This window comes from Achromobacter sp. GW823-FHT04E03 (genome assembly GCF_058796095.1).
Genome location: NZ_JBXAIJ010000009.1, coordinates 1 through 21,805 on the forward strand (window position 1 = coordinate 1; position 21,805 = coordinate 21,805).

At 65.7% G+C, this 21,805-nt stretch carries 24 protein-coding genes; 10 read left to right on the forward strand and 14 right to left on the reverse strand.

Translation table 11 applies throughout. The annotated features are described in order from the left end of the window. Positions 1 to 178 precede the first annotated feature (178 nt). The 3 genes from tenA to nhaA form a co-directional block, all read right to left on the reverse strand. Entirely contained in the window at positions 179 to 841 is a 663-nt protein-coding gene (gene tenA / locus AC1RHV_RS30915; protein ID WP_054456962.1) for a thiaminase II, read from the reverse strand. Positions 842 to 923: 82 nt separating this feature from the next. After that, positions 924 to 1,313: a DUF488 domain-containing protein gene (locus tag AC1RHV_RS30920; protein WP_119450169.1), complete on the reverse strand. Its 390-nt coding sequence runs from the start codon at positions 1,311 to 1,313 to the stop codon at positions 924 to 926. Positions 1,314 to 1,379: 66 nt separating this feature from the next. Continuing rightward, the gene (nhaA, locus tag AC1RHV_RS30925) at positions 1,380 to 2,600 is read right to left on the reverse strand and encodes a Na+/H+ antiporter NhaA (protein WP_119450170.1); all 1,221 of its coding nucleotides are present in this window, start codon (positions 2,598 to 2,600) and stop codon (positions 1,380 to 1,382) included. A 229-nt stretch (positions 2,601 to 2,829) separates the two neighbouring features. Here nhaA and AC1RHV_RS30930 point away from each other — a divergent pair, with 229 nt between their 5' ends. Continuing rightward, on the forward strand, positions 2,830 to 3,207 hold the full coding sequence (locus AC1RHV_RS30930) for a hypothetical protein (RefSeq protein ID WP_054456956.1): 378 nt from the start codon (positions 2,830 to 2,832) through the stop codon (positions 3,205 to 3,207). 2 nt (positions 3,208 to 3,209) lie between these two features. Then, positions 3,210 to 4,367 (forward strand): glycosyltransferase family 4 protein, encoded by a 1,158-nt coding sequence (locus AC1RHV_RS30935; RefSeq protein WP_492302703.1) that lies wholly within the window; start codon positions 3,210 to 3,212, stop codon positions 4,365 to 4,367. A gap of 13 nt (positions 4,368 to 4,380) precedes the next feature. On the opposite strand, the gene AC1RHV_RS30940 is transcribed toward AC1RHV_RS30935, so the two are convergent. The 4 genes from AC1RHV_RS30940 to AC1RHV_RS30955 form a co-directional block, all read right to left on the reverse strand. Next, the gene (locus AC1RHV_RS30940) at positions 4,381 to 4,845 is read right to left on the reverse strand and encodes an HIT family protein (protein WP_119450171.1); all 465 of its coding nucleotides are present in this window, start codon (positions 4,843 to 4,845) and stop codon (positions 4,381 to 4,383) included. Then, a complete protein-coding gene (locus tag AC1RHV_RS30945) occupies positions 4,842 to 5,291 on the reverse strand; it encodes a GNAT family N-acetyltransferase (RefSeq protein WP_059374149.1) in 450 nt (149 codons plus the stop codon). The genes AC1RHV_RS30940 and AC1RHV_RS30945 overlap by 4 nt, the downstream gene beginning before the upstream one ends. 23 nt (positions 5,292 to 5,314) lie before the next feature. Then, positions 5,315 to 6,781 carry a polyphosphate:AMP phosphotransferase gene (pap, locus tag AC1RHV_RS30950; RefSeq protein WP_492302706.1) on the reverse strand — a complete coding sequence of 489 codons (1,467 nt, stop codon included), beginning with the start codon at positions 6,779 to 6,781 and terminating at the stop codon, positions 5,315 to 5,317. Between the two features lie 84 nt (positions 6,782 to 6,865). Next, positions 6,866 to 7,729, reverse strand: a complete 864-nt coding sequence (locus AC1RHV_RS30955; protein ID WP_192353122.1) for an MBL fold metallo-hydrolase — start codon at positions 7,727 to 7,729, stop codon at positions 6,866 to 6,868. 123 nt (positions 7,730 to 7,852) lie between these two features. On the opposite strand from AC1RHV_RS30955, the gene AC1RHV_RS30960 reads away from it, so the two are divergent. Genes AC1RHV_RS30960 through AC1RHV_RS30980 form a run of 5 tightly spaced genes read left to right on the forward strand, consistent with a single transcriptional unit; the run spans position 7,853 to position 11,135 of the window. Next, positions 7,853 to 8,197: an ArsR/SmtB family transcription factor gene (locus tag AC1RHV_RS30960; RefSeq protein WP_054456945.1), complete on the forward strand. Its 345-nt coding sequence runs from the start codon at positions 7,853 to 7,855 to the stop codon at positions 8,195 to 8,197. Beyond that, positions 8,194 to 8,625 carry a YeeE/YedE family protein gene (locus AC1RHV_RS30965; RefSeq protein ID WP_054456943.1) on the forward strand — a complete coding sequence of 144 codons (432 nt, stop codon included), beginning with the start codon at positions 8,194 to 8,196 and terminating at the stop codon, positions 8,623 to 8,625. Before AC1RHV_RS30960 ends, AC1RHV_RS30965 begins: the two co-directional genes overlap by 4 nt. A 1-nt stretch (position 8,626) precedes the next feature. Beyond that, complete coding sequence (locus tag AC1RHV_RS30970) at positions 8,627 to 9,046, forward strand: DUF6691 family protein (protein ID WP_054456941.1); 420 nt, start codon at positions 8,627 to 8,629, stop codon at positions 9,044 to 9,046. An 18-nt stretch (positions 9,047 to 9,064) separates the two neighbouring features. After that, on the forward strand, positions 9,065 to 10,300 hold the full coding sequence (locus AC1RHV_RS30975) for an NAD(P)/FAD-dependent oxidoreductase (RefSeq protein WP_175181511.1): 1,236 nt from the start codon (positions 9,065 to 9,067) through the stop codon (positions 10,298 to 10,300). 7 nt (positions 10,301 to 10,307) lie between these two features. Further along, positions 10,308 to 11,135 carry a sulfite exporter TauE/SafE family protein gene (locus AC1RHV_RS30980; protein ID WP_054456937.1) on the forward strand — a complete coding sequence of 276 codons (828 nt, stop codon included), beginning with the start codon at positions 10,308 to 10,310 and terminating at the stop codon, positions 11,133 to 11,135. An 18-nt stretch (positions 11,136 to 11,153) separates the two neighbouring features. Here AC1RHV_RS30980 and AC1RHV_RS30985 read toward each other — a convergent pair whose 3' ends face one another. From AC1RHV_RS30985 to AC1RHV_RS31015, 7 genes are all read right to left on the reverse strand, one after another. Further along, positions 11,154 to 12,422 (reverse strand): phenylacetate--CoA ligase family protein, encoded by a 1,269-nt coding sequence (locus AC1RHV_RS30985; protein WP_054456936.1) that lies wholly within the window; start codon positions 12,420 to 12,422, stop codon positions 11,154 to 11,156. 28 nt (positions 12,423 to 12,450) lie between these two features. Beyond that, positions 12,451 to 13,293: an ABC transporter ATP-binding protein gene (locus AC1RHV_RS30990; RefSeq protein ID WP_175162418.1), complete on the reverse strand. Its 843-nt coding sequence runs from the start codon at positions 13,291 to 13,293 to the stop codon at positions 12,451 to 12,453. A 60-nt stretch (positions 13,294 to 13,353) separates the two neighbouring features. After that, a complete protein-coding gene (locus tag AC1RHV_RS30995; protein WP_192353119.1) occupies positions 13,354 to 14,694 on the reverse strand; it encodes an ABC transporter substrate-binding protein in 1,341 nt (446 codons plus the stop codon). A 227-nt stretch (positions 14,695 to 14,921) separates the two neighbouring features. Further along, positions 14,922 to 15,986 (reverse strand): branched-chain amino acid ABC transporter permease, encoded by a 1,065-nt coding sequence (locus AC1RHV_RS31000; RefSeq protein WP_054456932.1) that lies wholly within the window; start codon positions 15,984 to 15,986, stop codon positions 14,922 to 14,924. A gap of 26 nt (positions 15,987 to 16,012) precedes the next feature. Further along, positions 16,013 to 16,942 (reverse strand): branched-chain amino acid ABC transporter permease, encoded by a 930-nt coding sequence (locus tag AC1RHV_RS31005; protein WP_042796065.1) that lies wholly within the window; start codon positions 16,940 to 16,942, stop codon positions 16,013 to 16,015. An 11-nt stretch (positions 16,943 to 16,953) separates the two neighbouring features. Next, the gene (locus AC1RHV_RS31010) at positions 16,954 to 17,751 is read right to left on the reverse strand and encodes an ABC transporter ATP-binding protein (protein WP_054456930.1); all 798 of its coding nucleotides are present in this window, start codon (positions 17,749 to 17,751) and stop codon (positions 16,954 to 16,956) included. A 5-nt stretch (positions 17,752 to 17,756) separates the two neighbouring features. Beyond that, positions 17,757 to 19,733, reverse strand: coding sequence for an AMP-dependent synthetase/ligase (locus AC1RHV_RS31015; RefSeq protein WP_175181510.1), 1,977 nt, complete (start codon positions 19,731 to 19,733; stop codon positions 17,757 to 17,759). Between the two features lie 169 nt (positions 19,734 to 19,902). Here AC1RHV_RS31015 and AC1RHV_RS31020 point away from each other — a divergent pair, with 169 nt between their 5' ends. From AC1RHV_RS31020 to AC1RHV_RS31030, 3 genes are all read left to right on the forward strand, one after another. After that, complete coding sequence (locus tag AC1RHV_RS31020; protein WP_054456926.1) at positions 19,903 to 20,607, forward strand: Crp/Fnr family transcriptional regulator; 705 nt, start codon at positions 19,903 to 19,905, stop codon at positions 20,605 to 20,607. Positions 20,608 to 20,670: 63 nt separating this feature from the next. Next, a complete protein-coding gene (locus tag AC1RHV_RS31025) occupies positions 20,671 to 21,132 on the forward strand; it encodes a MarR family winged helix-turn-helix transcriptional regulator (protein WP_492302712.1) in 462 nt (153 codons plus the stop codon). A gap of 143 nt (positions 21,133 to 21,275) precedes the next feature. After that, positions 21,276 to 21,701, forward strand: coding sequence for an organic hydroperoxide resistance protein (locus AC1RHV_RS31030; RefSeq protein WP_013396768.1), 426 nt, complete (start codon positions 21,276 to 21,278; stop codon positions 21,699 to 21,701). The last annotated feature ends 104 nt before the right edge of the window (positions 21,702 to 21,805 follow it).

Sequence of the window (21,805 nt, forward strand, 5' to 3'; positions counted from 1 at the left end):
GCTTACGGTGTATTACCCACTGCAGTAAGACTTCATCGGCTGGATCCAACTCTCCAGCAGTAATTAGGCGATGGCGGATGCCTCAAACCCGCTGAAACGAAAACGCCAGGCATCAATAGCCTGGCGCTCAAGCGTGCCGCCTACGTCTGGCGGCGACTCCGAAATCGCTACCGTCGATTCAAACCGGCCACCCATCCTGCCGATACGCCGAATCCCAGAACATCCATTCCAGCTGCGCGGCACGCGTATACGCCGCGTGCATCTGCTCCAACGTTTCGGCGGACGCCTTTTCGGCGACGCGGTCTACCGTGGTGATGACCCGGCGCACCAGGGCGTGGAAGTCCTCGCAGGCATAGGCCTCGATCCAGGCCGAGTAAGGATTGGGTTGGGCGGCCCGCGCATGGATCTCGCGGCCGATTTCGGCGTAGATCCAGAAGCACGGCAGCAGGGCCGCCAGCGCTACCGGGTACGGCGCGCTCCAGGCGGTGGCGATCAGGTAGCTGGTGTAGTGGTGGCAGGCAGGCGTGAGCGGCGTGGCTTCGAAGGTGGCGTCATCAATGCCGAACTGCTTCAGGAAGCCCGCGTGCAGGGTGCGTTCGGCCACCACCGCGCCTTTGGCGGCGTCAGCAAATTGCACCACGCCGTCGGCGTCGTCGGCCTTGGCCGAAGCGATGGCCAGCGCGCGTCCGAAGGCCACCAGGTAGTGGGCGTCCTGGATCATGTAGTGCTTGAATGCGTTCTCGTCGAGCTGGCCGCTGGCCAGTTCGCGGTTGAACGGCATGTCGCGCGTGGTTTCGTAGAGTGCGGCGTTGCGCGCCCAGGCGTCGGAGCTGAAAGACATGGGATTCCTCAAGACAGACTGTCGGCGCGCGGTTGCGCGCCGGTCGATAAAAGCGGGCTAGGGTATCAAAGCATGCGGGGCGTCAGGCCTTGCGCTTGCGGTGATGCCGGACATAGTCCTGCAGGACCTCGCGCAGCACGATGGCCTGGTTGTGTTCGGTGTTGCGGGCGCCGTAGAGCAGGGTCAGCGGACGGTCGCCCGCCGCGTCCAGCAGGGCGGCCATGCGCGCCTGCTGTTCAGGTTCGGCCAGTTCGGCCTGGTAGCGTTGGCGGAATTCTTCCCAGCGTTCTTCGATGTGGCTGAACCATTTGCACAGCTCCTGGGTGGGCGCGATGTCGCGGGCCCATTCGTCCAGGTGCAGGTCCGCCTTGCGCAGTCCGCGCGGCCACATGCGGTCCACCAGCGCCCGGTAGCTGCCTTCCGGACCCAAGCCCTCGTAGACGCGTTGCACGGCGATGGCGGATGGTTTCATGGCGGCTCCAGGGAAGGGTGGCGGACCTCGCTACTTTAGCGCCCGCCGTCCCTATTCAACCGGCGCTCAAGGATTTTCCGCGGCGCCGGCGCGCGTGCCGCAGGCGCGCAGCACCAGGAAGCCGACCACGGCGGACGCCAGCGAGCCCGTCAGCACGCCGATCTTGGTGGCGTCGATGGCGGCCGGATCGCTGAATGCCAGGGCGCCGATGAACAGGCTCATGGTGAAGCCGATGCCGCAAAGCAGCGACACGCCGTACAGCTGCGCGTAGCTGGCGTGGCGCGGCAGGGTGGCAATGCCGCTCTTGATGGCCAACCAGGCAAAGCCGAACACGCCCAGCTGCTTACCCAGGAACAGGCCCAGCGCCACGCCCAGGGGCACGGGCGCCGCCAGGCTGCCCAGGCCCATGCCGGCGAAAGACACGCCGGCATTGGCGAAGCCGAAGATGGGCACGATCAGTAGGGCGACAGGCTTGTGCAGCGCATGTTCCAGCGCATGCAGGGGCGAGTGCGCGCCGGGATGGCCCTGGTTTTGCGGGCGCAGCGGAATGGTCAGCGCCAGCGCCACGCCGGCCAGCGTGGCATGCACGCCGGACTTCAGGACGAAGTACCAGAGCACGGCGCCGATCAGCAGGTAGGGCGTCAGGCGCAGCACGCCAGCGCGGTTCAGGCAGAACAGGCAGACCAGCAGGGCGCCCGCCATGCTCAGCGCGAACACGTTGAGTTCGGCGGTATAGAACAAGGCGATGATGACGATGGCGCCCAGGTCGTCCAGGATGGCCAGCGCCGTCAGGAAGATCTTCAACGAGGTCGGCACGCGGCTGCCCAGCAGCGCCAGGATGCCCAGCGCAAAGGCGATGTCGGTCGCGGCCGGAATGGCCCACCCGCGCAGAGTGTCGGGGCTGCCAAAGTTGATCAGCACATAGATCAGGGCGGGCAAGGCCATGCCGCCCAGGGCGGCTATGCCGGGCAGCACGATGCGGGCGGCGCCGCGCAGTTGGCCGTCCAGGACTTCACGCTTGATCTCAAGCCCGACCAGCAGGAAGAACACCGCCATCAGGCCGTCGTTGATCCAGTGCAGTACGGTTTCCTTGAGCACGACAGGCCCCGCCTGGAAGCCGAGCTTGGTCTCCAGCACGCTGAAATAGACGGGTGCGGCCGGGCTGTTGGCGACCACCAGCGCGACCAGCGCGGCCAGCATCAGGACATAGCCGCCCAGCGCCTCGGAACGGAGGAACGATTGCAGGAACGAGACCGGCTTTTGGGGAGGGACGGCCTGGAAACTCATGCAGTACCGCCCTTGCTTACGTTTTGATAAGATGCGCGTTTCATTCCTGAATTTTACCTGAATTCATCTTTCGGGATTCCTTTACGTCGTCGAACATCTTTCAATTATTCGAAAAAACAGCTTATCAGCGTCGAATTGTTGGCGTTGCTTGTCCGGCGACCAAACCCTTTCCCTCGAATCCCGACCAGTCCGTGGCCAGCAACGCCGCCTGGCGACTCTTGCTAGCCAAATGCCATTACGCCCTCTTACGGTATTGACCTACACGCCCGCCAAGCCCGGCGCCGCGAGCCGCCTGGTGGATGTTGGCGAAGCGCTCACGGCGCCTGCGGCCCAGAGTCCCCATGGCGTCTATCAGACCCGGCAACTGATCCCCAGCACACGCCTGTTGGGCTGGGCGCGGGCCGGTGCGCGCTTTGATCTGTCCCGCACCGGTTCCGTGCGCGTCTGGTCCGATGGCCGGCTGCACGCCGCCGAATGCCCGCGCGACTGCGCCAGCGCGGGCGCGGCGGCCCTGGAGCAGGAAGACATCGCTTACCTGGAAGCCTACCTGCTATCGCAGGGCCGTTGCTGGAGCGACGCGGACGCCTCGCAAGGCGGCCAGTCCTGATCATGCCGAATTCCATCGAATCCCTCCAGGGCCGGCCGGGCCCCGAAGCGCGCCTGCGCATCCTGCACACGGAAGCGGCCACCTCGTTCGGCGGCCAGGAGTTCTGCATCTACAAGGAAATGATAGCCATGCGCGATCGCGGCCACCATCTGGAAGCGGTCTGCCAGCCGGAGGCGGAACTCGGCACGCGCTTGCGCGAGGCCGGCTTCACCGTGCACCTCATTCCCATGGATGGCCCGCTCAACTTCGTGCGCGGCGTCGCGTTCGTGCGCCGGCTGCTGCGCCGCGGGCGCTTTGACGTAGTCAATACGCATAGCCGCCGCGATACGGTCCTGGGTGCGTTTGCGGCGCGCCTGGCGGGCACGCCTCTCATCGTGCGCACGCGCCATCTGGCCAAGCCCATCAATTCCCTCTACGCCTATACGTGGCTGGCGCATCGCGTCATCGCCGTCAGCCGCTACGTGCGTGGCCAGTTGCTGGACGGCGGCGCGCGGCCGGAGGCCATCGCCACCATCCATTCACCCGTGGTGCTGCCTCAGGTGCATGGCGGCGTCTGCGTCAGGCGCGAGCTTGGCCTGCCGGAGGATGCGCTGGTGGTCGGCTGCGTGGCCGTCATGAGGGCGGACAAAGGGCATTGCGACCTGATCGACGCTTTTCGCCGTATCGCCGCCACGTTTCCGCAGGCGCATCTGGTGCTGGTGGGCGAGGGCCAGCCCATGGCGGGGCAGTTGCAGGCGCAGGTGGAGGCATTGGGCCTGGCGCACCGCGTGCATTTCACCGGCCGGCGCGACGACATCGGCAATGTCCTGACAGCCTTCGACGTGTTTGCGCTGCCGACGCTGCGCGAGGCGCTGGGCACTGTCTTCATCGAGGCCGCGGCCATGGGGGTGCCGGTCATCGGCACCGACGTGGGCGGCGTGCCGGAAACCATGCAGGCGGGCGTGACCGGCCTGTTGGTGCCGCCCGGCGATCCTGCGGCGCTGGCGGGAGCGCTGGAAAGCCTGCTGGCCGATCCGGCGCTGCGCCGCCGCATGGGCGATGCGGGCCGCGAGCTGATCCGCGGGCAAGGCCTGTTTTCCGCCGAGCGCACAGCCGGCCTGGTTGAACAGGCTTACGCCGGCTGGCTGGCGGAACTGCGGGGGCCTGCGCGCGCTGCCTGAGGCGGGCGGCGGTTCAGTGCCAGAGCAGGGCGTTCATGGCCTCGACCAGCCGGTCGCGGTAACGCGGCAGCAGCGCCTGCACGCGCGCCTGACGTTCCTTCCATTCGGCGGATTCCGCGCCGGCGGCGATGCGCGGCGGCGCCCAGATCGGGTCGGGGAAATGGCGGTCGCCGCGCCAGCGCGGGATCACGTGCCAGTGCAGGTGCGGCACCATGTTGCCCAGCGAGGCCAGGTTGATCTTGTCCGGTCCCAGGACCGATTGCTGCGCTTCTTCGACCACGTACACGGCGCGCATCAGCAGGTCGCGGCCGTGCGTGGACAGGCTGGTCATCTCGGCCAGATGGCCGTTCCAGATTACCCGCGTGAAGCCCGGATAGTCGGCGTCGTCGACCTCGACGATGCGCAGATGCGGGCCGCGCCACAGCAGCGTGCCGCCGTCTTCCTGGCACAGCGGACAGTTGGGGTCGCGTGCGCTCACGGCATCACCTTGCGGTACTGGATGAAGCCCGAGCGGTCGGCGATGCGGTCGTAGAGCTGGATGGCGGTGGCGTTGGTTTCATGCGTCAGCCAGTACACGCGCGCGCAATTGGCGGCGGCGGCTTGCGCGTACACGTGTTCGATCAGCTTGCGGCCGGCGCCGGTGCCGCGCACGTCCGGATCCACGTACAGGTCTTGCAGATAGCAGTAGTCGCCCGCGGTCCAGGTGGAGCGGTGGAAGATCCAGTGCACCATGCCGACGGCCCGGCCGCTTTCGTACGCCAGCGCCGCGTGCATGGGTTCGGCGGGGTCCAGGAAGCGCGCCCAGGTGTTGCGCGTGACGGCGTCGTCGATGTTGACGCGATAGAACTCCTGGTAGCCCTTCCATAGCGGCAGCCAGGCTTCGAAGTCGGCGGCGACGATGGGACGGATTTCTGCGGTACTCATGGCTTGCGGCCTCCAGGCGGGATTCAGAGTTGGTCTTCCATGGCTTCGACGATGTGTCGCAGCACTTGCAATCGAGCGTAGCGCTTGTCGTTGGCCGACACCAGATGCCACGGCGCGTTGGGGAGGTCGGTGCGCGCCAGCATCTCGTTGGCGGCATCCGCGTAGTCCTTCCATTTGTCGCGGTTGCGCCAGTCGTCGGCCGTGATCTTGAAGTTCTTGAAGGGCGAGTTCTCGCGTTCCTTGAAGCGTTCCAGCTGCACTTCGGGCGTCACCGCCAGCCAGAACTTCAGCACCAGCGCGCCGCTGGCGGCCAACTGCCCCTCGAAGTCGTTGATCTCGGCGTAGGCGCGGCGCCAATTGGCGGGCGCGGTCAGCTTTTCGACGCGCTCGACCAGCACGCGGCCGTACCAGGAGCGGTCGAAGATGGCGATGCGGCCATGGCGCGGCACGTGGCGCCAGAAGCGCCACAGATAGGGCCGGGCCAGCTCTTCGCTGGTGGGGGCGGATATGGGCGTGATGTCGAACTGGCGCGCATCCAGCGCATGCGTGACGCGCCGGATCGCGCCGCCCTTGCCGGCCGCGTCCTGGCCTTCGAACACCAGCACCAGCGAACGCTCCTGGAATTTCTTTGAACGCGCGGCGCGCGCCAGCCGGCCTTGCAGCAGGCCCAGTTCGGATTCGTAGTCGTCCTTGTCGGTCTTGGCGTCGTAGTCCAGTTCGCCCAGGCGGTCGACGACGCGCGTGGTCCTGGCATGCGCCACGAAGGCGGCCGGAATGCGCGGCACGCCGCGCTGGCGCATGGCGGCCAACACGGCTTCGGCGGTGCGCGCGGCGCGCATGTCTTCGTCCGCGCTGGGGATCACGACCCAGGGGGCGTGGCCGCAGTCCGTGCGGTTCAGCACCAACTGGCCGGCGTTGCGGATGCGGTCGTACTTTTTGTAGACCTTCAGGTCTATCGGGCTGACCTGCCAGGAGGTTTCCGGGCTGGCCAGCAGGCGCTGGGCCCGCTCTTTCTGCGCCTTGGCCGACAAATGGAACCAGAGCTTGACGATCTGCACTCCCTCGGCGGCGAGCATGGCCTCGAAGTGGCGGATCGCGGCGGCCTGCGCCTCGATGCTGTTCTGGTCGGGCTTCTTGCGCGTGGCCTCATACAGCAGCGATGCGTACCAGGAGCCGAACACGATGCCGGTGCTGCCCTTGGGCGGCAGGTCGTTCCAGTAGCGCCAGAACGGCGGACGCTCCAGCGCGGCGCCTTCGCGCGGGCCGTAGGCCAGCGTCTTGATGTGGCGCGGATCCATCCATTCGTTCAGCAGGTTGACGGTGGCGCCCTTGCCGGCGCCGTCTATGCCCGCGATGACCACCAGCAGCGTCTTGTCCGCTTTCTGCAGGCGCTGGTACTGCGCGTTCAGCAACGCGACGCGCAGCTTCGCCTCCAATGGTTTGAACTCTTCCTTGGACAGGCTGGGGTCGGCTTCGGCTTCTGCAAACATGGGGGATCCGTCTGATCGGCATTTCTGCGGTCAGATGATCTTGCGGGATAACCCCCAGGCGTGCAAGCCCGGCACGCGGCTCGGTCAGAGCGCGTCGACGGGGATCTTCAGGTAGCGCACCCCGTTGTCCTCGGGCGGCGGGAAATGGCCGGCGCGGATGTTCACCTGGATGGCGGGCAGGATCAGGGTGGGCATGGAGAGCGTGGCGTCACGCCGCGTGCGCATGGCGACGAAGTCCTCTTCGGCGACGCCGTCGCGCACGTGGATATTGGCGCGGCGCTGTTCGGCCACCGTGGTCTGCCAGGAGGCTTCGCGCCCGGCGGGCGGGTAGTCGTGGCACATGTACAGCCGAGTCTCGGCGGGCAGGCCCAGCAGGCGCTGGATGGAACGGTACAGCTGATGGGCGTCGCCGCCCGGGAAGTCACAGCGCGCTGTGCCCACGTCCGGCATGAACAGCGTGTCGCCGACGAAGGCCGCGTCGCCGATCAGGTAGGCCATGTCAGCCGGCGTGTGGCCAGGCACGTGGATGGCCTGCGCCGTCAGCGCGCCGATGCGGAAGGTTTCGCCGTCCTTGAACAGATGGCCGAATTGCGAGCCGTCCAGCTGGAACTCCGGCTCCAGGTTGAAGATCTTTTTGAACACGCCCTGCACGGTCTGGATGCTTTGGCCGATGGCAATGACGCCGCCAAGCTGTCGCTGCAAGTAGGGCGCGGCCGACAGATGGTCGGCATGGGCATGGGTTTCCAGCAGCCATTCGGTCTTCAGGCCATGCTGGCGCACGTAATCCGCCACCCGGTCGGCGCTGGCGGTGCTGCTGCGGCCGGACTTGGGGTCGTAGTCCAGCACCGAGTCGATGATGGCGCAGGCGCCGCCCGGCGCGGGCTCATGCACGACGTAGGTGACGGTGGCGGTGACGGGATCGAAAAAGGCCTGGATCTGGGGAGACATGGACGCTCGCATCGCAGCGAGTCGCTGCACGATGAAACACTATATATATTTCAATAATATTGTTGGATATTATATTGGTCAATATAATGATCAAACTCCATCTAGCCGATTGATACGCATCAAATGAATGACGCCCTGACCGAGTGCGAGGTCGCCGCCTTGCGCGAATCCGCCTCCCAGGCCTGCGCGCTCCTCAAGGCGCTGGCCAACGAAGACCGCCTGCTGCTGCTGTGCCAGCTGGTCCAGAACGAACGCAATGTGAGCGAACTCGAATCGCTCACCGGCATCCGCCAGCCCACCTTGTCCCAGCAACTGGGCGTGCTGCGCGACGAAGGCCTGGTCGCGACCCGGCGCGAGGGCAAGTACGTCTACTACCAGATGGCCAGTTTCGAGGTCAGCCAGGTGATGAAGACGCTTTCCAGTTTGTACTGCGGCCGGACCATGGAGTCACTGGAGTCGCTCAAATGAACATGGACTGGTCCGCCTTCACGCCTTGGTCCGCTGGCGCGGGCGGCCTGCTCATCGGCGCCGCAGCCGTGCTGCTGATGGCCGGGGCGGGGCGGATCGCGGGCATCAGCGGCATCCTGGGCGGCCTGCTGCCGCCCGAGCGCGGCGGCATGTGGCGGCTGGCCTTTCTGTTGGGCGTGTTCGCTGCGCCCTGGCTGTACCGCCTGGGCAGCGCCTTGCCGCCCATCGTGGTCGAAGCCGGCACGACGCGCCTGATCGTGGCGGGTCTGCTGGTGGGGATCGGCACCCGCTATGCCTCGGGCTGCACCAGCGGCCACGGCGTCTGCGGCGTGTCGCGCGGATCGCGCCGGTCGCTCACCGCCACCGCCTTGTTCATGGCCGCGGGTTTTGCCGTGGTCTACGTCACCCGCCATCTGGGGGGACTTTGACATGGTGGCATTGATCGCATTCGGGTCGGGCCTGGTGTTCGGGCTGGGCCTCATCATTTCCGGCATGGCCAATCCGGCCAAGGTGCTGGGTTTTCTGGACCTGGCCGGCGCCTGGGATCCGTCACTGGCCTTCGTGATGGGTGGCGCCGTGCTGGTCACGGCGGCGGGCTTCGCGCTCTTGCGGCGGCGTCGTGCCAGCTTGTCGGGCGAGCCGCTGCGCTGGCCCACGGCTACGCGCGTGGACGTGCGACTGGCCGTGGGCAGCCTGGCGTTCGGCGCGGGCTGGGGCCTGGCGGGCTTCTGCCCAGGGCCCGCGCTGGTGGCCGCATCCGCCGGCGTGTCCGAAGCGCTGATCTTCGTGGCCGCCATGGTTGCCGGCATGGCGATATTTTCAGTCCTGGAAAAATTCAAAAGCCGGTAAACCGGCGAGGAGACAAGCATGCCGACAGCAGAGGCGCAGCGCGATTTCGATGTGGTGGTGGTGGGCGGCGGATCGGCGGGCATAGGCGTCACCGCCAGTCTGCTGCGTCGCCGCCCGGACCTGCGCATCGGCGTCATCGAACCCAGCGACAAGCACTACTACCAGCCGGCCTGGACGCTGGTGGGCGGCGGCGCTTTCGACATCGCCAAGACCGTGCGCCCGACCCGCGACGTCATGCCCAGGCGCGCCACCTGGCTGCAGGCGGCAGCGGCGGGCTTCGAACCCGAGGCCAACCGCGTGCTGCTGTCCGACGGCCGGGCGGTGAGCTACCAGCAACTGATCGTCTGCCCCGGCCTGCGCCTGGCGTGGGACAAGGTCGAGGGCCTGGCCGACACGCTGGGCAAGAACGGCGTCAGCTCCAACTACCGCTATGACCTGGCGCCCTATACCTGGGAACTGGTGCGCGGGTTGAAGGGCGGGCGGGCGCTGTTCACGCAGCCGGCCATGCCCATCAAATGCGCCGGCGCGCCGCAAAAGGCCATGTACCTGGCCTGCGACCACTGGAAGCGCACCGGCGTGCTGGACCGCATCGACGTGGAGTTCGACCTGGCGGGCGCGGCGCTGTTCGGCGTGCCGACGTTCGTTCCGCCGCTGATGCGCTATGTCGAAAGCTACGGCATCGCCCTGGCCTTCAACTCGGCGCTGGTGGCGGTGGACGGCGCGGCGCGCAAGGCCTGGTTCGATCTCAAGAACGCCGACGGCGCGGTGACGCGCGTGGAGAAATCCTTCGACATGCTGCACGCGGTGCCGCCGCAGGTGCCGCATGACTTCCTGAAGAACAGCCCGCTGGCGGACGCCGCCGGCTGGTGCGAAGTGGACCCGTCCACGCTGTTGCACGTGCGCCATGGCAACGTGTTCGGGCTGGGCGACGGCATCTGCACCAGCAACGCCAAGACCGCCGCGGCTGCGCGCAAACAGATCGTCACGGTGGCGGAAAATCTGCTGGCGCTGCGCGAAGGCCATGCCATGCCCGTCAAGTACGACGGCTATGGCTCCTGCCCGCTGACGGTGGAGCGCGGACGCATCGTGCTGGCCGAGTTCGGCTACGGCGGCAAGCTGCTGCCCACGTTCCCGCTGGACCCTACCGTGCCGCGCAAGAGCGCCTGGTTCCTCAAGGCGACGCTGCTGCCCTGGATCTACTGGAACGGCATGCTCAAGGGCCGCGAATGGCTGGCCCGCCCGTTGGGCAACTGAGCGTCTCATGATCGATACGGTATTGGCCGTCAGTGCGGCGCTGGGGGCGTGCGTCGGCCTGATACTCGGGCTGACCGGCGCGGGCGGGGCCATCATGGCGGTGCCTCTGCTGGTCTTCGGCCTACACTTGCAGGTGTCGCAGGCTGCGCCCATCGCCTTGCTGGCGGTCGGGTTGTCGGCCGCGTTGGGCGCGGTGCTGGGCTTGCGCAAAGGGCAGGTGCGCTATCGCGCAGCGGGCTTCATGGCGGCCACCGGCATCCTGGTGTCGCCGTTGGGCTTGTGGGCGGCGCGGCGTCTGCCCAATGCGCCGTTGGCCATCATCTTTGCCGGCGTGCTGGGCATGGTGGCCTGGCGCATGTGGAACCAGGGCAACAAGCCCGCGGCGGCGCAGGCCGCGCCGCGCACGCCGCCCTGCCAGCTCAATGCCAGCACTGGCCGGCTGCGCTGGACCGCGCCCTGCGCGCGCGCCTTGACGGGGGCGGGGTTGATCGCCGGTTTCCTCTCCGGCCTCCTGGGCGTGGGGGGCGGCTTCGTCATCGTGCCCGCGCTGCGGCGCGCCACGGACCTCAGCATGCAGGCCATCGTCGGCACCTCGCTGGCAGTGATCGCGTTGGTGTCGGCCAGCGGCGTCGTGGCCGCGGCGGCGGGCGGGCATCTGGACTGGCGCATCGCCGCGCCTTTTACCGCGGCGGCGGTGTTGGGCATGCTGGGAGGGCGCAAGGTGGCCGACCGGTTTCCCCCGCGCCGTCTGCAGCAGAGTTTCGCGCTGTTCGCGGGCCTGGTGGCCGTGGCGATGCTGATGAAGGGTGTGCTGGCGCTGCTCGCGGCCGCATGAGGCCGTGAGCAGCGCGGTTTACTCGTAGGTGCGGATATCGTCGATGACCTTGCCGTCGTTCGGCAGGCCATCCGCATCCACCCACTCCACGTCGCTGCGCAGCTTGGTCACGTCGCGCACCGATTCGGCGATGCGCTTGCCGAGCTCTTCGCTGCGCACCCGCGATTCCACTTTGAGCACCATGCGGTCGGAACCCGTGCTGCCGCTGATCACCAGCCGCGCGCGCAGGATCTCGGGATGGCGGCGCGCCACGTCGGCTACCTGCGACGGATGCACGAACATGCCGCGCACCTTGGTGGTCTGGTCCGCGCGTCCCATCCAGCCTTTGATGCGGGTGTTGGTGCGTCCGCAGGGCGAGATGCCGGGCATGACGGCGGACAGGTCGCCGGTGCCGAAGCGCACCAGCGGATAGTCCGGGTTCAAGGTGGTGACCACGACCTCGCCGACTTCGCCGTCGGGCACGGGTTCGCCGGTGCCGGGGCGCACGATCTCGACGATGATGTCCTCGCCCAGCACCAGGCCTTCACGCGCCGGCGTTTCAAACGCGACCATACCCAGGTCGGCGCTGCCGTAGGCCTGGTAGCCGTCGATGCCGCGCGCGGCCAGCCAGTCGCGCAGGGATGGGGGGAATGCTTCGCCGGACACCAGCGCGCGGCGCAGCGAATCCAGCTTCACACCCAGTTCGTCGGCCTTTTCAAGAATGATCTTGAGGAAGCTGGGCGTGCCGGTATAGCCGGTGGGCGCCAGATCCTGGATCGCGCGCACCTGCTGTTCCGTCTGGCCGGTGCCGCCGGGAAACACGGTGCAGCCCACGGCATGCGCCGCGGTTTCCATCATGGAGCCCGCGGGTGTGAAGTGATAGGAAAAGCAGTTGTAGGCCAGCTCGCCGGCGCGAAATCCGGCCGCGTGCAGGGCGCGGGCAAAGCGCCAATAATCGCTGCGCGCGCTCTCCGGCTCATAGATGGGGCCGGGAGACGCGAACACCCGCATCGCCTCGCCCCAACCGATGGCGGAGAAGCCGCCGAAGGCTTTCTGCGGTCCGGCAGGCGCGGCCGCGTCGGCGCGGCTGTGCTGCTGGCGTTCCAGCAGTTCGTGCTTGCGCAGCACCGGCAGGGTCGCCAGCGCCGCGCGCGACGTGATGGTGGCGGGGTCGATGCCGCGCAGCTGCTCGGCGATGGCGGGCGCACGCGCAATGGCCCGCGCGATCGCGCCGGGCAGGGCGGCCATCAGCTCGCGCTCGCGTTGCTCGGGCGCTCTGGTTTCGAGAACATCGAAAAACTGGGACATGGGATCACACCCTCTCGTATGCCAGGAATCACGCCAGCCAGCGCTTGCGCCGGCGGTAGAACTTGTTGTCGCGGAAACTCTTGCGTTCGCCGCTGGAGATGCCCAGATAGAACTCTTTCACGTCCTCGTTCTGGGCCAGGTCGGCCGCCGCGCCATCCATCATCACGCGGCCGTTTTCCAGGATGTAGCCGTAGTCGGCGTAGCGCAGTGCAATGTTGGTGTTCTGCTCGGCCAAGAGGAAGCTGACGCGCTCGCGCTGGTTCAGGTCGCGCACGATCTCGAAGATCTCCTCGACGATCTGCGGCGCCAGCCCCATGGAGGGCTCGTCCAGCAAGATCATGTTCGGGTTGGCCATCAGCGCGCGGCCGATGGCAGTCATCTGCTGTTCGCCGCCCGAGGTGTAGCCGGACTGGCTGGCGCGGCGCTGCTTCAGGCGGGGGAAATACTGGTAGACGCGGTCCAGCGCCGCCGCGGTATCGGCGCGGCTCATGCTGCGCGTGTAGGCGCCGGTCAGCAGGTTTTCCTCGATGGTCAGGTGGGCAAAGCAATGCCGGCCTTCCATCACCTGCACCACTCCGCGCTTGACCAATTCCGCCGGCGACAGCTTTTCGATGCGCTGGTTGCGGTACTGGATATGGCCCTTGGTGACGTCGCCGCGCTCGCCCTTGAGCAGGTTCGAAATGGCGCGCAAGGTGGTGGTCTTGCCCGCGCCGTTAGCGCCCAGCAAGGCCACGATCTTGCCTTCCGGCACTTGCAGGGAAACGCCCTTGAGCACCAGGATCACGTGGTTGTAGATCACCTCGATGCCGTTCACGTCGAGCAGCACCTTGGGGGTGTCTGCGGGTACTGCGGAAGTCGTTGCAGCGGTCATGGCTGTTCCTGCGGCTTGGTGGCCGCCGGCCCCTTATGCGGGACCGGCGGCCGGTTCACATCAGTTCTCGCAAGTGCGGGGCGTGATGTTCTTTTCCTTCGCGTACTTGGCGGCGCCTTCCTTCACCATGGGGTCCAGGATGGTCTTGTCCGACTGATACCAGTCGGAGACCACCTTGAACTTCGCGCCGTCCCACTGCACGATGCGGGCCCAGTCGTCGCCCTTGTGGTTGCTGCACGAGGTCTTGACCGGACGCATGATCTGGCCGAAGCCCAGCTTGTCCAGCTTTTCCTGCGTCAGGTTCAGGTTCTCGAAGCCCCAGCGGACCTGCTCTGGCGTCAGCGCCTTGCCCTTGCCGAACTTTTCCTGCGCGGTGCGGATCGCTTCCACCTGCAGCATCGAGATCATCATGCCGCGGGTGTGGGCGATGGTGCCCAGCGTGGTCTTGCCGGTCTTGTCCGAACCCTGGCCCTTGTCGTAGACGAACTTCTTCAGGTCGTCGTAGACCTTGTCGTGCTCGGCGCCGCTGTTGTGGATGGTGATGGCGTTGTAGCCCTTGGCGACATCGCCCAGGTCCTTCACGTCGCCTTCAGAGCCGGCCCACCAGATGGCGTACATCTTGTCGCGCGGATAGCCGCTGGCCTGGGCTTCGCGGATGGCGGTCGGCGTCATGATGCCGGCGCTCCACAGCAGCACGTAGTTGGGGCGCGCCTGGCGGATCTGCAGCCAGGTGGACTTCTGTTCCACGCCGGGGGCGGTCACGGGATAGAGCACCAGCTCGAAGCCTTCCTTGGCCGCGCGCTTCTGCAGCAGGGGGATAGGTTCCTTGCCATACGGCGAGTCGTGGTAGACCAGGGCGATCTTCTTGCCCTTGAGCTTGTCCATGCCGCCTTCTTTCTTGGCGATGTCCTGGATCATCACGTCGGCCGCGGTCCAGTAGGTGCCCAGCAGCGGGAAGTTCCACTCGAACACGCTGCCATCGACCGACTGCGACAGGCCGTAGCCCATCGTTTCGACCGGGACCTTGTCGACCATGGCCTTGTCGCTGACGGCGAAGGTGATGCCGGTGGACTGGGTGTCGAAGCCCGATGCGCCGGTGCCCTTGCCCTTCAGGCGCTCGTAGCATTCCACGCCGCGGTCGGTGGCATAGGCGGTTTCGCATTCCTCGTACGTGATCTTGACGCCGTTGACGCCGCCATCGCGTTCGTTGACCAGCTTCAGATAGTCCAGCTTGCCGTCGGCCCAGGGAATGCCCAGGGGCGCGAAGGACCCGGTGCGATACACCAGCAACGGAACGAACTGCTCTTCCGCCGCCATTGCCGGCGTGGCCACGGCGCCTGCGGCGCCGGCTGCGGCCATCAAAGCTGCCGCCAACTTCAGGTTAAGACGCTTCATCTCCATTTACCTCCTGCGTGGTGTTTGGGTCAGTAAACCCTGGGACACCGGGATTGGCCCGGTCTTGAGCCGGGTATTCAGGATGCCGGTTGCAGCGCTCATGCCGCTACTGCCGACGGTGATCAAAACTTAGGCCACTCCATCCGGGCCGCGGCGGATCCGGCTTTGCCGGTCCCCAGCGGCGCCCCCTTGAGGGGGAAGCGCCGAAGGCGCTTCGGGGGTGGGTCTTATCCTTAATGCGGGAAGGGCCAGATGCGCAACTTCTCCTTGCCGATGCTCCACAGCCTGGCCAGCCCGTGCGGTTCGGCGATCAGGAAGAACACGATCAGCGCGCCGAACACCATGTGTTCGATGTGCGCGGCCGTGTCCACCGACAGCGGGATGCCCAGCGCATGCGGGATGTTGGACAGCGCCACCGGCACCAGCACGATGAAGGCCGCGCCGAAGAAGCTGCCGATGATCGAACCCAGCCCGCCGATGATGACCATGAACAGCAGCTGGAACGAACGCGTCAGGTCGAACGCCAGCGGTTCCCAGGACCCCAGGTGGATGTAGCCCCACAAGGCCCCGGCCACGCCGACGATGAACGAGCTGACCGCGAAGGCCGTGAGCTTGGCGTACATCGGGCGGATGCCGATGACGGAGGCCGCCACGTCCATGTCGCGGATCGCCATCCACTGCCGGCCGATGGCGCCGCGTACCAGGTTCTTGGCAAGCAGGCTGAAGATGACGACCAGGATCAGCACGAACAGGTACTTCTCCAGCGCGCTCTGCACCGGCAGGCCGAAGGCGGTCAGCGGCGGCACCGAGACGTTGCCGGACGACGAGTAGTTGGTGAAGAAGGGGATGCGCAGGAACGCCCAGTCCACGAAGAATTGCGCGGCCAGCGTCGCCACCGCCAGGTACAGGCCGCGGATGCGCAGGCTGGGTATGCCGAAGATCACGCCCACGATGGTGGCGAAGAAGCCGCCCAGCAGGATCTGGATGACCAGCGGCATGCCGGGAAAGCGCACGCCGAAGTTCCAGGCTGCATAGGCGCCCACCGCCATGAAGGCGCCCGTGCCCAGCGAGATCTGGCCGCAATAGCCCACCAGGATGTTCAAGCCCACGGCGGCCAGCGCCAGGATCAGGAACGGGATCAGGATGGCGCGCAGCAGGTAGTCGCTGGCCATGGCCGGGATGGCGATGAACGCCACCGCCAGCAGCAGCCAGATGAAGATGCGGTCCTGGCGGATCGGAAAGATCTGCTGGTCAGCGCGATAGCTGGTCTTGAATTGGCCGTTTTCGCGATAGAACATGTTTTTATCCTAGAGGGCCTGTGGGCTCAGACACGGTCGATGATCTTCTCGCCGAACAGCCCTTGCGGACGGAACAGCAGGAACACCAGCGCCAGCACATAGGCGAACCAGATTTCGATACCGCCGCCTACCAGCGACCCCAGATAGACCTCGGACAGCTTTTCGCCCACGCCGATGATCAGGCCGCCCAGGATGGCGCCCGGCACCGAAGTCAGGCCGCCCAGGATCACCACCGGCAGCGCCCGCAGCGCCGCGGTGGACAGCGTGAACTGCACGCCAAATTTCGAGCCCCAGATGATCCCGGCCACCAGCGCCACCAGCCCCGCCACGCTCCAGACGATCACCCAGATGCGGTTCAGCGGAATGCCGATGGACTGCGCGGCCTGGTGGTCGTCGGCCACCGCGCGCAGGGCGCGGCCGGTCGAGGTGTACTGGAAGAACAGGGCCAGCGCGGCCACCAGCAGGGCGGCGATCACCGCTGCCGTCAGGTCTTCCAGGTTGATCAGCAGCCCTCCCTCGAAGACCGAGTCCAGGATCATCAGGGGATCCTTGGGCATGCCGACGTTGATGGAGTACACCGAGCTGCCGAAGGTGATCTGGCCCAGGCCGTCCAGGAAGTAGCTGATGCCCAGCGTGGCCATCAGCAAGGTGGTGGCCTCCTGGTTGACCAGGTGGCGCAGCACGAAGCGTTCGATGGCGACCGCCAGCAGGAACATCACGATGGCGCTGACGATGAAGGCCAGCACATTGGCCAGGATCATGTTGTCAAAGCCGAACCAGCGCGGCAGCCACTCCGAGAAGCGGGCCATGGACAGCGCGGCGACCAGCACCATTGCGCCCTGCGCGAAGTTGAAGACGCCGGATGCCTTGAAGATCAGCACGAAGCCCAGGCCGATCAGCGCGTACAGCATGCCGCTCATCAGGCCGCCGAGTAAGGTCTCTAGAAAAAATCCCATGTCTGTCCGCCTTAGTGCGATACGCCGAGGTAAGCTCGGATCACGTCTTCGTTGGCACGGACCTCGTCCGGCTTGCCGTCGCCGATCTTCTTGCCATAGTCCAGCACCACGACGCGGTCCGAAATATCCATGACCACGCCCATGTCGTGCTCGATCAGCACGATGGTGGTGCCGAACTCGTCGTTCACATCCAGGATGAAGCGGCTCATGTCCTGCTTCTCTTCGATGTTCATGCCGGCCATGGGTTCGTCCAACAGCAGCAGGCGCGGCTCCATTGCCAACGCGCGGCCCAGGTCCACGCGCTTTTGCAGGCCGTAGGGCAGGCGGCCCACGGGCGTCTTGCGGTAGGCCTGGATTTCCAGGAAGTCGACAATGTTTTCGACGAACTCGCGGTGCTTGATTTCTTCGCGCTCGGCCGGCCCCAGGCGGAAGGCCTGGGCCAGCAGCCCGCACTTCATGCGCAGGTTGCGGCCGGTCATGATGTTGTCCAGCACGCTCATGCCCTTGAACAGGGCCAGGTTCTGGAACGTGCGCGCGATGCCCATTTCAGCGGCGCGGCGCGGATTCATGCGCGAGAAGCGCTCGCCGCGGAATTCGATGCCGCCTTGCTGCGGTGTGTAGACGCCGTTGATGACGTTGAGCATCGAGCTCTTGCCGGCGCCGTTGGGGCCGATGATGGCGCGGATCTCGTGTTCGCGCACGTTGAACGAAATGTCCGTCAGCGCTTTCACGCCGCCGAAGGACAGCGAGATGTTCTGCATGTCCAGCATGACGTCGCCAATACGCTGGTCGCGGTCGTTGTTGCTCATGATCTCTACGCGGCCTTGGCGGTGATGGCGGGGAAGGTCTTGACCGGGCGGATCTTCAGGTCCGCCGAGATCTTGCCGGTGCGTCCGTCTTCGAATTTCACTTCGGTCTCGATGAACTGCGATTGCTTGCCGCCAAAGAGCGCGTCAATCAGCACGCCATACTTCTGCGCGATGAAGGCGCGGCGCACCTTGCGCGTGCGGGTCAGTTCGTCGTCGTCCGGATCCAGTTCCTTGTGCAGGATGAGGAAACGGCTGATCTGCGAGGCCGACAGCTTGGGATCGGTGGCCAGGTCGGCGTTGACCTGCTCCACGCATTCGGCGATCAGCTGGTAGACCTCGTCCTTGGAAGCCAGGTCGGTGTAGCCGGCATAGGGCATGCCGCGGCGCTCGGCCCAGTTGCCCACGGCTTCCAGGTCGATGTTGATGAAGGCGCACACATCGTCGCGGTTGGCGCCGAAGGCGACCGCTTCCTTGATGTGCTGGAAGAACTTGAGCTTGTTCTCGATGTACTTGGGCGCGAACAGGGCGCCATTGGCAAGCTTGCCCACGTCCTTGGCGCGGTCGATGATCTTCAGCTGGCCGTCGGTGTCCAGATAGCCCGCGTCGCCCGTATGGAACCAGCCGTCGGCGCTGCGCGCTTCGGCGGTGGCTTCGGGGTTGCGGTAGTACTCCTTGAAGAGCCCGGGGCTCTTGACCAGGATCTCGCCGTTGTCGGCCACGCGGATCTCCACGCCCTCGACGGGCGGGCCTACCGTGTCGTCGCGCACCTGGCCGTCGGGCTGCACGCAGACGAAGACCGAGGTTTCGGTGGAGCCGTAGAGCTGCTTGAGGTTGATGCCGATGGAGCGGTAGAACACGAACAGGTCGGGGCCGATGGCCTCGCCCGCGGTGTAGGCCACGCGCACGCGGCTCATGCCCAGCGCATTGCGCAGCGGACCGTAGATCATCATGTTGCCCAGCGCGTAGCGCAGGCGGTCCCAGGCGCCGACCTGCTCGCCGTCCAGGATCCTGGCGCCCACGCGGCGGGCGAGCTTCATGCAGGCCGCGAACAGCTTGCGCTTGATCAGCCCCGCGTCTTCCATGCGGATCATCACATGCGTCAGCAGGCCTTCCAGCACGCGCGGCGGCGCGAAGTAATAGGTGGGGCCGATGTCGCGCATGTCGATTGACACGGTGTCGGGCGATTCAGGATGGTTCACGGTAAAGCCCGTGACCAGCAGTTGCGTGTACGAGAACATGTTCTGGCCGATCCAGGCGGGCGGCAGATAGGCCAGCACGTCTTCCTGGTCGGTCAGTTTTTCCATATCGGACACGGCGCGCGCACGGTCGATCAGCGCATGGTGCGTGAGCACCACGCCCTTGGGCTTGCCCGTGGTGCCGGAGGTATAGAACATGGCGGCCGGGTCATGCGGCTGCACGGCGGCGACGGCCTGCTCGAAGAAGCCGGGATGCTGCTTGGCGTATTCGCGGCCCAGCTCTTCCAGCTGTTCATACGAGCGCAGCATCGGGTCGGTGTAATGCCGCAGGCCGCGCGGATCGTCGTACACCACATGCTTGAGCGCGGGGCATTGCTCGTGGACTTCGAGCATCTTGTCGACCTGTTCCTGGTCTTCGACGATGGCCACGCTGATCTCGGCGTCCTGCAGCACGTAGACCATTTCCTGCGCCACGGCATCCTGGTAGAGCGGCACCGGTATCGCGCCCAGCGACTGCGCAGCCATCATGGCCATGTACAGGCGCGGACGGTTTTCACCGATCACGGCCACGTGCATGCCGGGTTTGATGCCCAATGCAGCCAAGCCATGCGCAACGTGCCGGACATGCTCCGCCACGTCGGACCACGTTAGGGTTTGCCAGATCCCCAGATCTTTTTCGCGTATGGCGGGCCGCGACCCGCGAACGCTGGCATGCGTGAACAGCAGCGCCGGAAAGGTATCCAGCGCCGCCGGCATCTGTGCAGATGCGGGCGGTGTATGTGCCACGATGTCTCCTCCGGTTTGGGCGCATCGGGCCGGGAGTCCGCGAGAGCGGTGGCGGCGATGAGGCGCTTGACCAGTTGGTTTTAGATTTACGGCAGGAGTTAAGGTATAAGGTTGGGTTGCTACCAACTGTCACCATCGCGACATTCAAGGAACTTTTAGGGTATTCCCGATGCAGCTATCCGACTCCCTGCAACTCGCCGCCGCCTGGTTTCGCGTGCTCAGCCGCGATCAGCAAGAGCGCGTCGAGAGGGACCTTACCGTGCAGCAGGTGGTTGCCGGGTCGATCATAGAGCGCAAAGGTGAACTCGCCCAGGCTTGGATAGGGGTGCTGGCGGGGCTGGTGAAGGTTTCGGTGGGCAACGCCGAAGGCAAGGTGGCGTCGCTGACCGGCGTGCCTGCCGGCGGCTGGATCGGCGAGGGCTCGCTGCTCAAGCGCGAGATCCGCAAGTACGACATCGTTGCTCTGCGGGATTCGGTGGTCGCGCGCCTGCCGGCCGCTACCTTCGATTGGCTGCTGGATAACAGCATCCCGTTCAACCGCTATCTGCTCCACCAATTGAACGAGCGCGTGGCGCAGTTCATCGGCAAGGCGGAGTACGACCGTTTGCTGGATCCGGATGCGCGCGTGGCCCGCTGCCTGGCCGAACTCTTCAACCCTTTGCTGTATCCCGGCATGGGCATGCGCCTGGCGATTACCCAGGAAGAAGTCGGCTATCTGGCCCGGGTGTCGCGCCAGCGCGCCAACCAGGCGCTGCGCAAGCTGGAAGAGGCGGGCTTGCTGAATGTGGAATACGGCGCGGTCAGGGTGCTGGACCTGGACGGCTTGAAACAATACGGGTCGGACCGCGCCGCGGCCGAGGGCGAGCCGGCCTAGCGCTGGCCGCTCTTGTTCAAAATAGTTGTTGACGATAGATCGTGCGCTATTTAATATTGCGCAATGAAATTCAGATCCAAAGCCAAGGCCGCATTCAACCCGCTGCTGCTGGACAGCCAGCTGTGCTTCGCCCTGTACTCGACCTCGCTGGCGATGAACAAGGTGTACCGCAAGCTGCTGCGCGGTCTGGACCTGACCTATCCGCAGTACCTGGTGATGCTGGTGCTGTGGGAAGGCGACGAGATTACGGTGACGGATATCGGCGAGCGCCTGTTCCTGGATTCGGCCACGCTGACGCCGCTGCTGAAGCGCCTGGAAGCGGCAGGCCTGGTAACGCGCAAGCGCGCCGTGGAAGACGAGCGCCAGGTGATCGTCGGACTGACCCGCCAGGGCCGCGAACTGCGCGCGCAAGCCGAGGCCGTGCCGCACTCGATCGCGGGCGCCGCGCAGTGTTCGCTGGAAGAGGCGCAAGGTATGATGAAAACGCTGCATGCGCTGCGGGAGAAGCTCAGCGCAAGTCTTTGAAGCGGCGGGCCAGGCCCGCTATCGTTAGATCAAATAAATAGTGCGCTATTTAATATTGCACTATTTAAATAGTAAGGGTCGCGGCGGGATGTTCCCGCCAGGCCTGGCAGTCCAACCTCCACTTCCCTACAAGGAAACGCATCATGTCTATCGAAAAAGTGCTGTACCGCGCCCATGCGCACGTCACCGGCGGCCGTGAAGGCACGGGCGCCACGGACGACGGCAACCTGAACGTCAAGCTGACCACGCCGAAGGAACTGGGCGGCGCGGGCGCGGCCGGCACCAATCCGGAACAACTGTTCGCCGTGGGCTACTCGGCCTGCTTCATGGGCGCCATGAAATTCGTCGCCGGCCGCGACAAGATCGCCATGCCGTCGAATGCGACGATCGACGGTGCTGTTGGGATTGGTCCTATTCCTACGGGGTTCGGGATTGAAGTCGAACTGAAGATTTCGTTGCCGGGGATGGAGCGGGCTGAGGCGGAGAAGCTGGTCGCTGCGGCGCATATCGTTTGCCCTTACTCGAATGCTACGCGGGGCAATATTGATGTGACGTTGACGATTGTTTGATCGTTGATGGGTTGTTGATGTTCCGTTGGCGGGCGGCCTTGTTCTTAGGCCGCCCGTCGTCGCGTGCGGCGTGGCGGCTCGCGGGGAGTGTCATAAATTTTGTT

Excerpts from the sequence above, each read along its gene's own strand:
- tenA (WP_054456962.1), bottom strand. The coding sequence starts at position 841 with ATGTCTTTCAGCTCCGACGCCTGGGCGCGCAACGCCGCACTCTACGAA.
- AC1RHV_RS30920 (WP_119450169.1), bottom strand. The coding sequence starts at position 1,313 with ATGAAACCATCCGCCATCGCCGTGCAACGCGTCTACGAGGGCTTGGGT.
- nhaA (WP_119450170.1), bottom strand. The coding sequence starts at position 2,600 with ATGAGTTTCCAGGCCGTCCCTCCCCAAAAGCCGGTCTCGTTCCTGCAA.
- AC1RHV_RS30930 (WP_054456956.1), top strand. The coding sequence starts at position 2,830 with ATGCCATTACGCCCTCTTACGGTATTGACCTACACGCCCGCCAAGCCC.
- AC1RHV_RS30935 (WP_492302703.1), top strand. The coding sequence starts at position 3,210 with ATGCCGAATTCCATCGAATCCCTCCAGGGCCGGCCGGGCCCCGAAGCG.
- AC1RHV_RS30945 (WP_059374149.1), bottom strand. The coding sequence starts at position 5,291 with ATGAGTACCGCAGAAATCCGTCCCATCGTCGCCGCCGACTTCGAAGCC.
- pap (WP_492302706.1), bottom strand. The coding sequence starts at position 6,781 with ATGTTTGCAGAAGCCGAAGCCGACCCCAGCCTGTCCAAGGAAGAGTTC.
- AC1RHV_RS30955 (WP_192353122.1), bottom strand. The coding sequence starts at position 7,729 with ATGTCTCCCCAGATCCAGGCCTTTTTCGATCCCGTCACCGCCACCGTC.
- AC1RHV_RS30960 (WP_054456945.1), top strand. The coding sequence starts at position 7,853 with ATGAATGACGCCCTGACCGAGTGCGAGGTCGCCGCCTTGCGCGAATCC.
- AC1RHV_RS30965 (WP_054456943.1), top strand. The coding sequence starts at position 8,194 with ATGAACATGGACTGGTCCGCCTTCACGCCTTGGTCCGCTGGCGCGGGC.
- AC1RHV_RS30970 (WP_054456941.1), top strand. The coding sequence starts at position 8,627 with ATGGTGGCATTGATCGCATTCGGGTCGGGCCTGGTGTTCGGGCTGGGC.
- AC1RHV_RS30975 (WP_175181511.1), top strand. The coding sequence starts at position 9,065 with ATGCCGACAGCAGAGGCGCAGCGCGATTTCGATGTGGTGGTGGTGGGC.
- AC1RHV_RS30980 (WP_054456937.1), top strand. The coding sequence starts at position 10,308 with ATGATCGATACGGTATTGGCCGTCAGTGCGGCGCTGGGGGCGTGCGTC.
- AC1RHV_RS30985 (WP_054456936.1), bottom strand. The coding sequence starts at position 12,422 with ATGTCCCAGTTTTTCGATGTTCTCGAAACCAGAGCGCCCGAGCAACGC.
- AC1RHV_RS30990 (WP_175162418.1), bottom strand. The coding sequence starts at position 13,293 with ATGACCGCTGCAACGACTTCCGCAGTACCCGCAGACACCCCCAAGGTG.
- AC1RHV_RS30995 (WP_192353119.1), bottom strand. The coding sequence starts at position 14,694 with ATGGAGATGAAGCGTCTTAACCTGAAGTTGGCGGCAGCTTTGATGGCC.
- AC1RHV_RS31000 (WP_054456932.1), bottom strand. The coding sequence starts at position 15,986 with ATGTTCTATCGCGAAAACGGCCAATTCAAGACCAGCTATCGCGCTGAC.
- AC1RHV_RS31005 (WP_042796065.1), bottom strand. The coding sequence starts at position 16,942 with ATGGGATTTTTTCTAGAGACCTTACTCGGCGGCCTGATGAGCGGCATG.
- AC1RHV_RS31010 (WP_054456930.1), bottom strand. The coding sequence starts at position 17,751 with ATGAGCAACAACGACCGCGACCAGCGTATTGGCGACGTCATGCTGGAC.
- AC1RHV_RS31020 (WP_054456926.1), top strand. The coding sequence starts at position 19,903 with ATGCAGCTATCCGACTCCCTGCAACTCGCCGCCGCCTGGTTTCGCGTG.
- AC1RHV_RS31025 (WP_492302712.1), top strand. The coding sequence starts at position 20,671 with ATGAAATTCAGATCCAAAGCCAAGGCCGCATTCAACCCGCTGCTGCTG.
- AC1RHV_RS31030 (WP_013396768.1), top strand. The coding sequence starts at position 21,276 with ATGTCTATCGAAAAAGTGCTGTACCGCGCCCATGCGCACGTCACCGGC.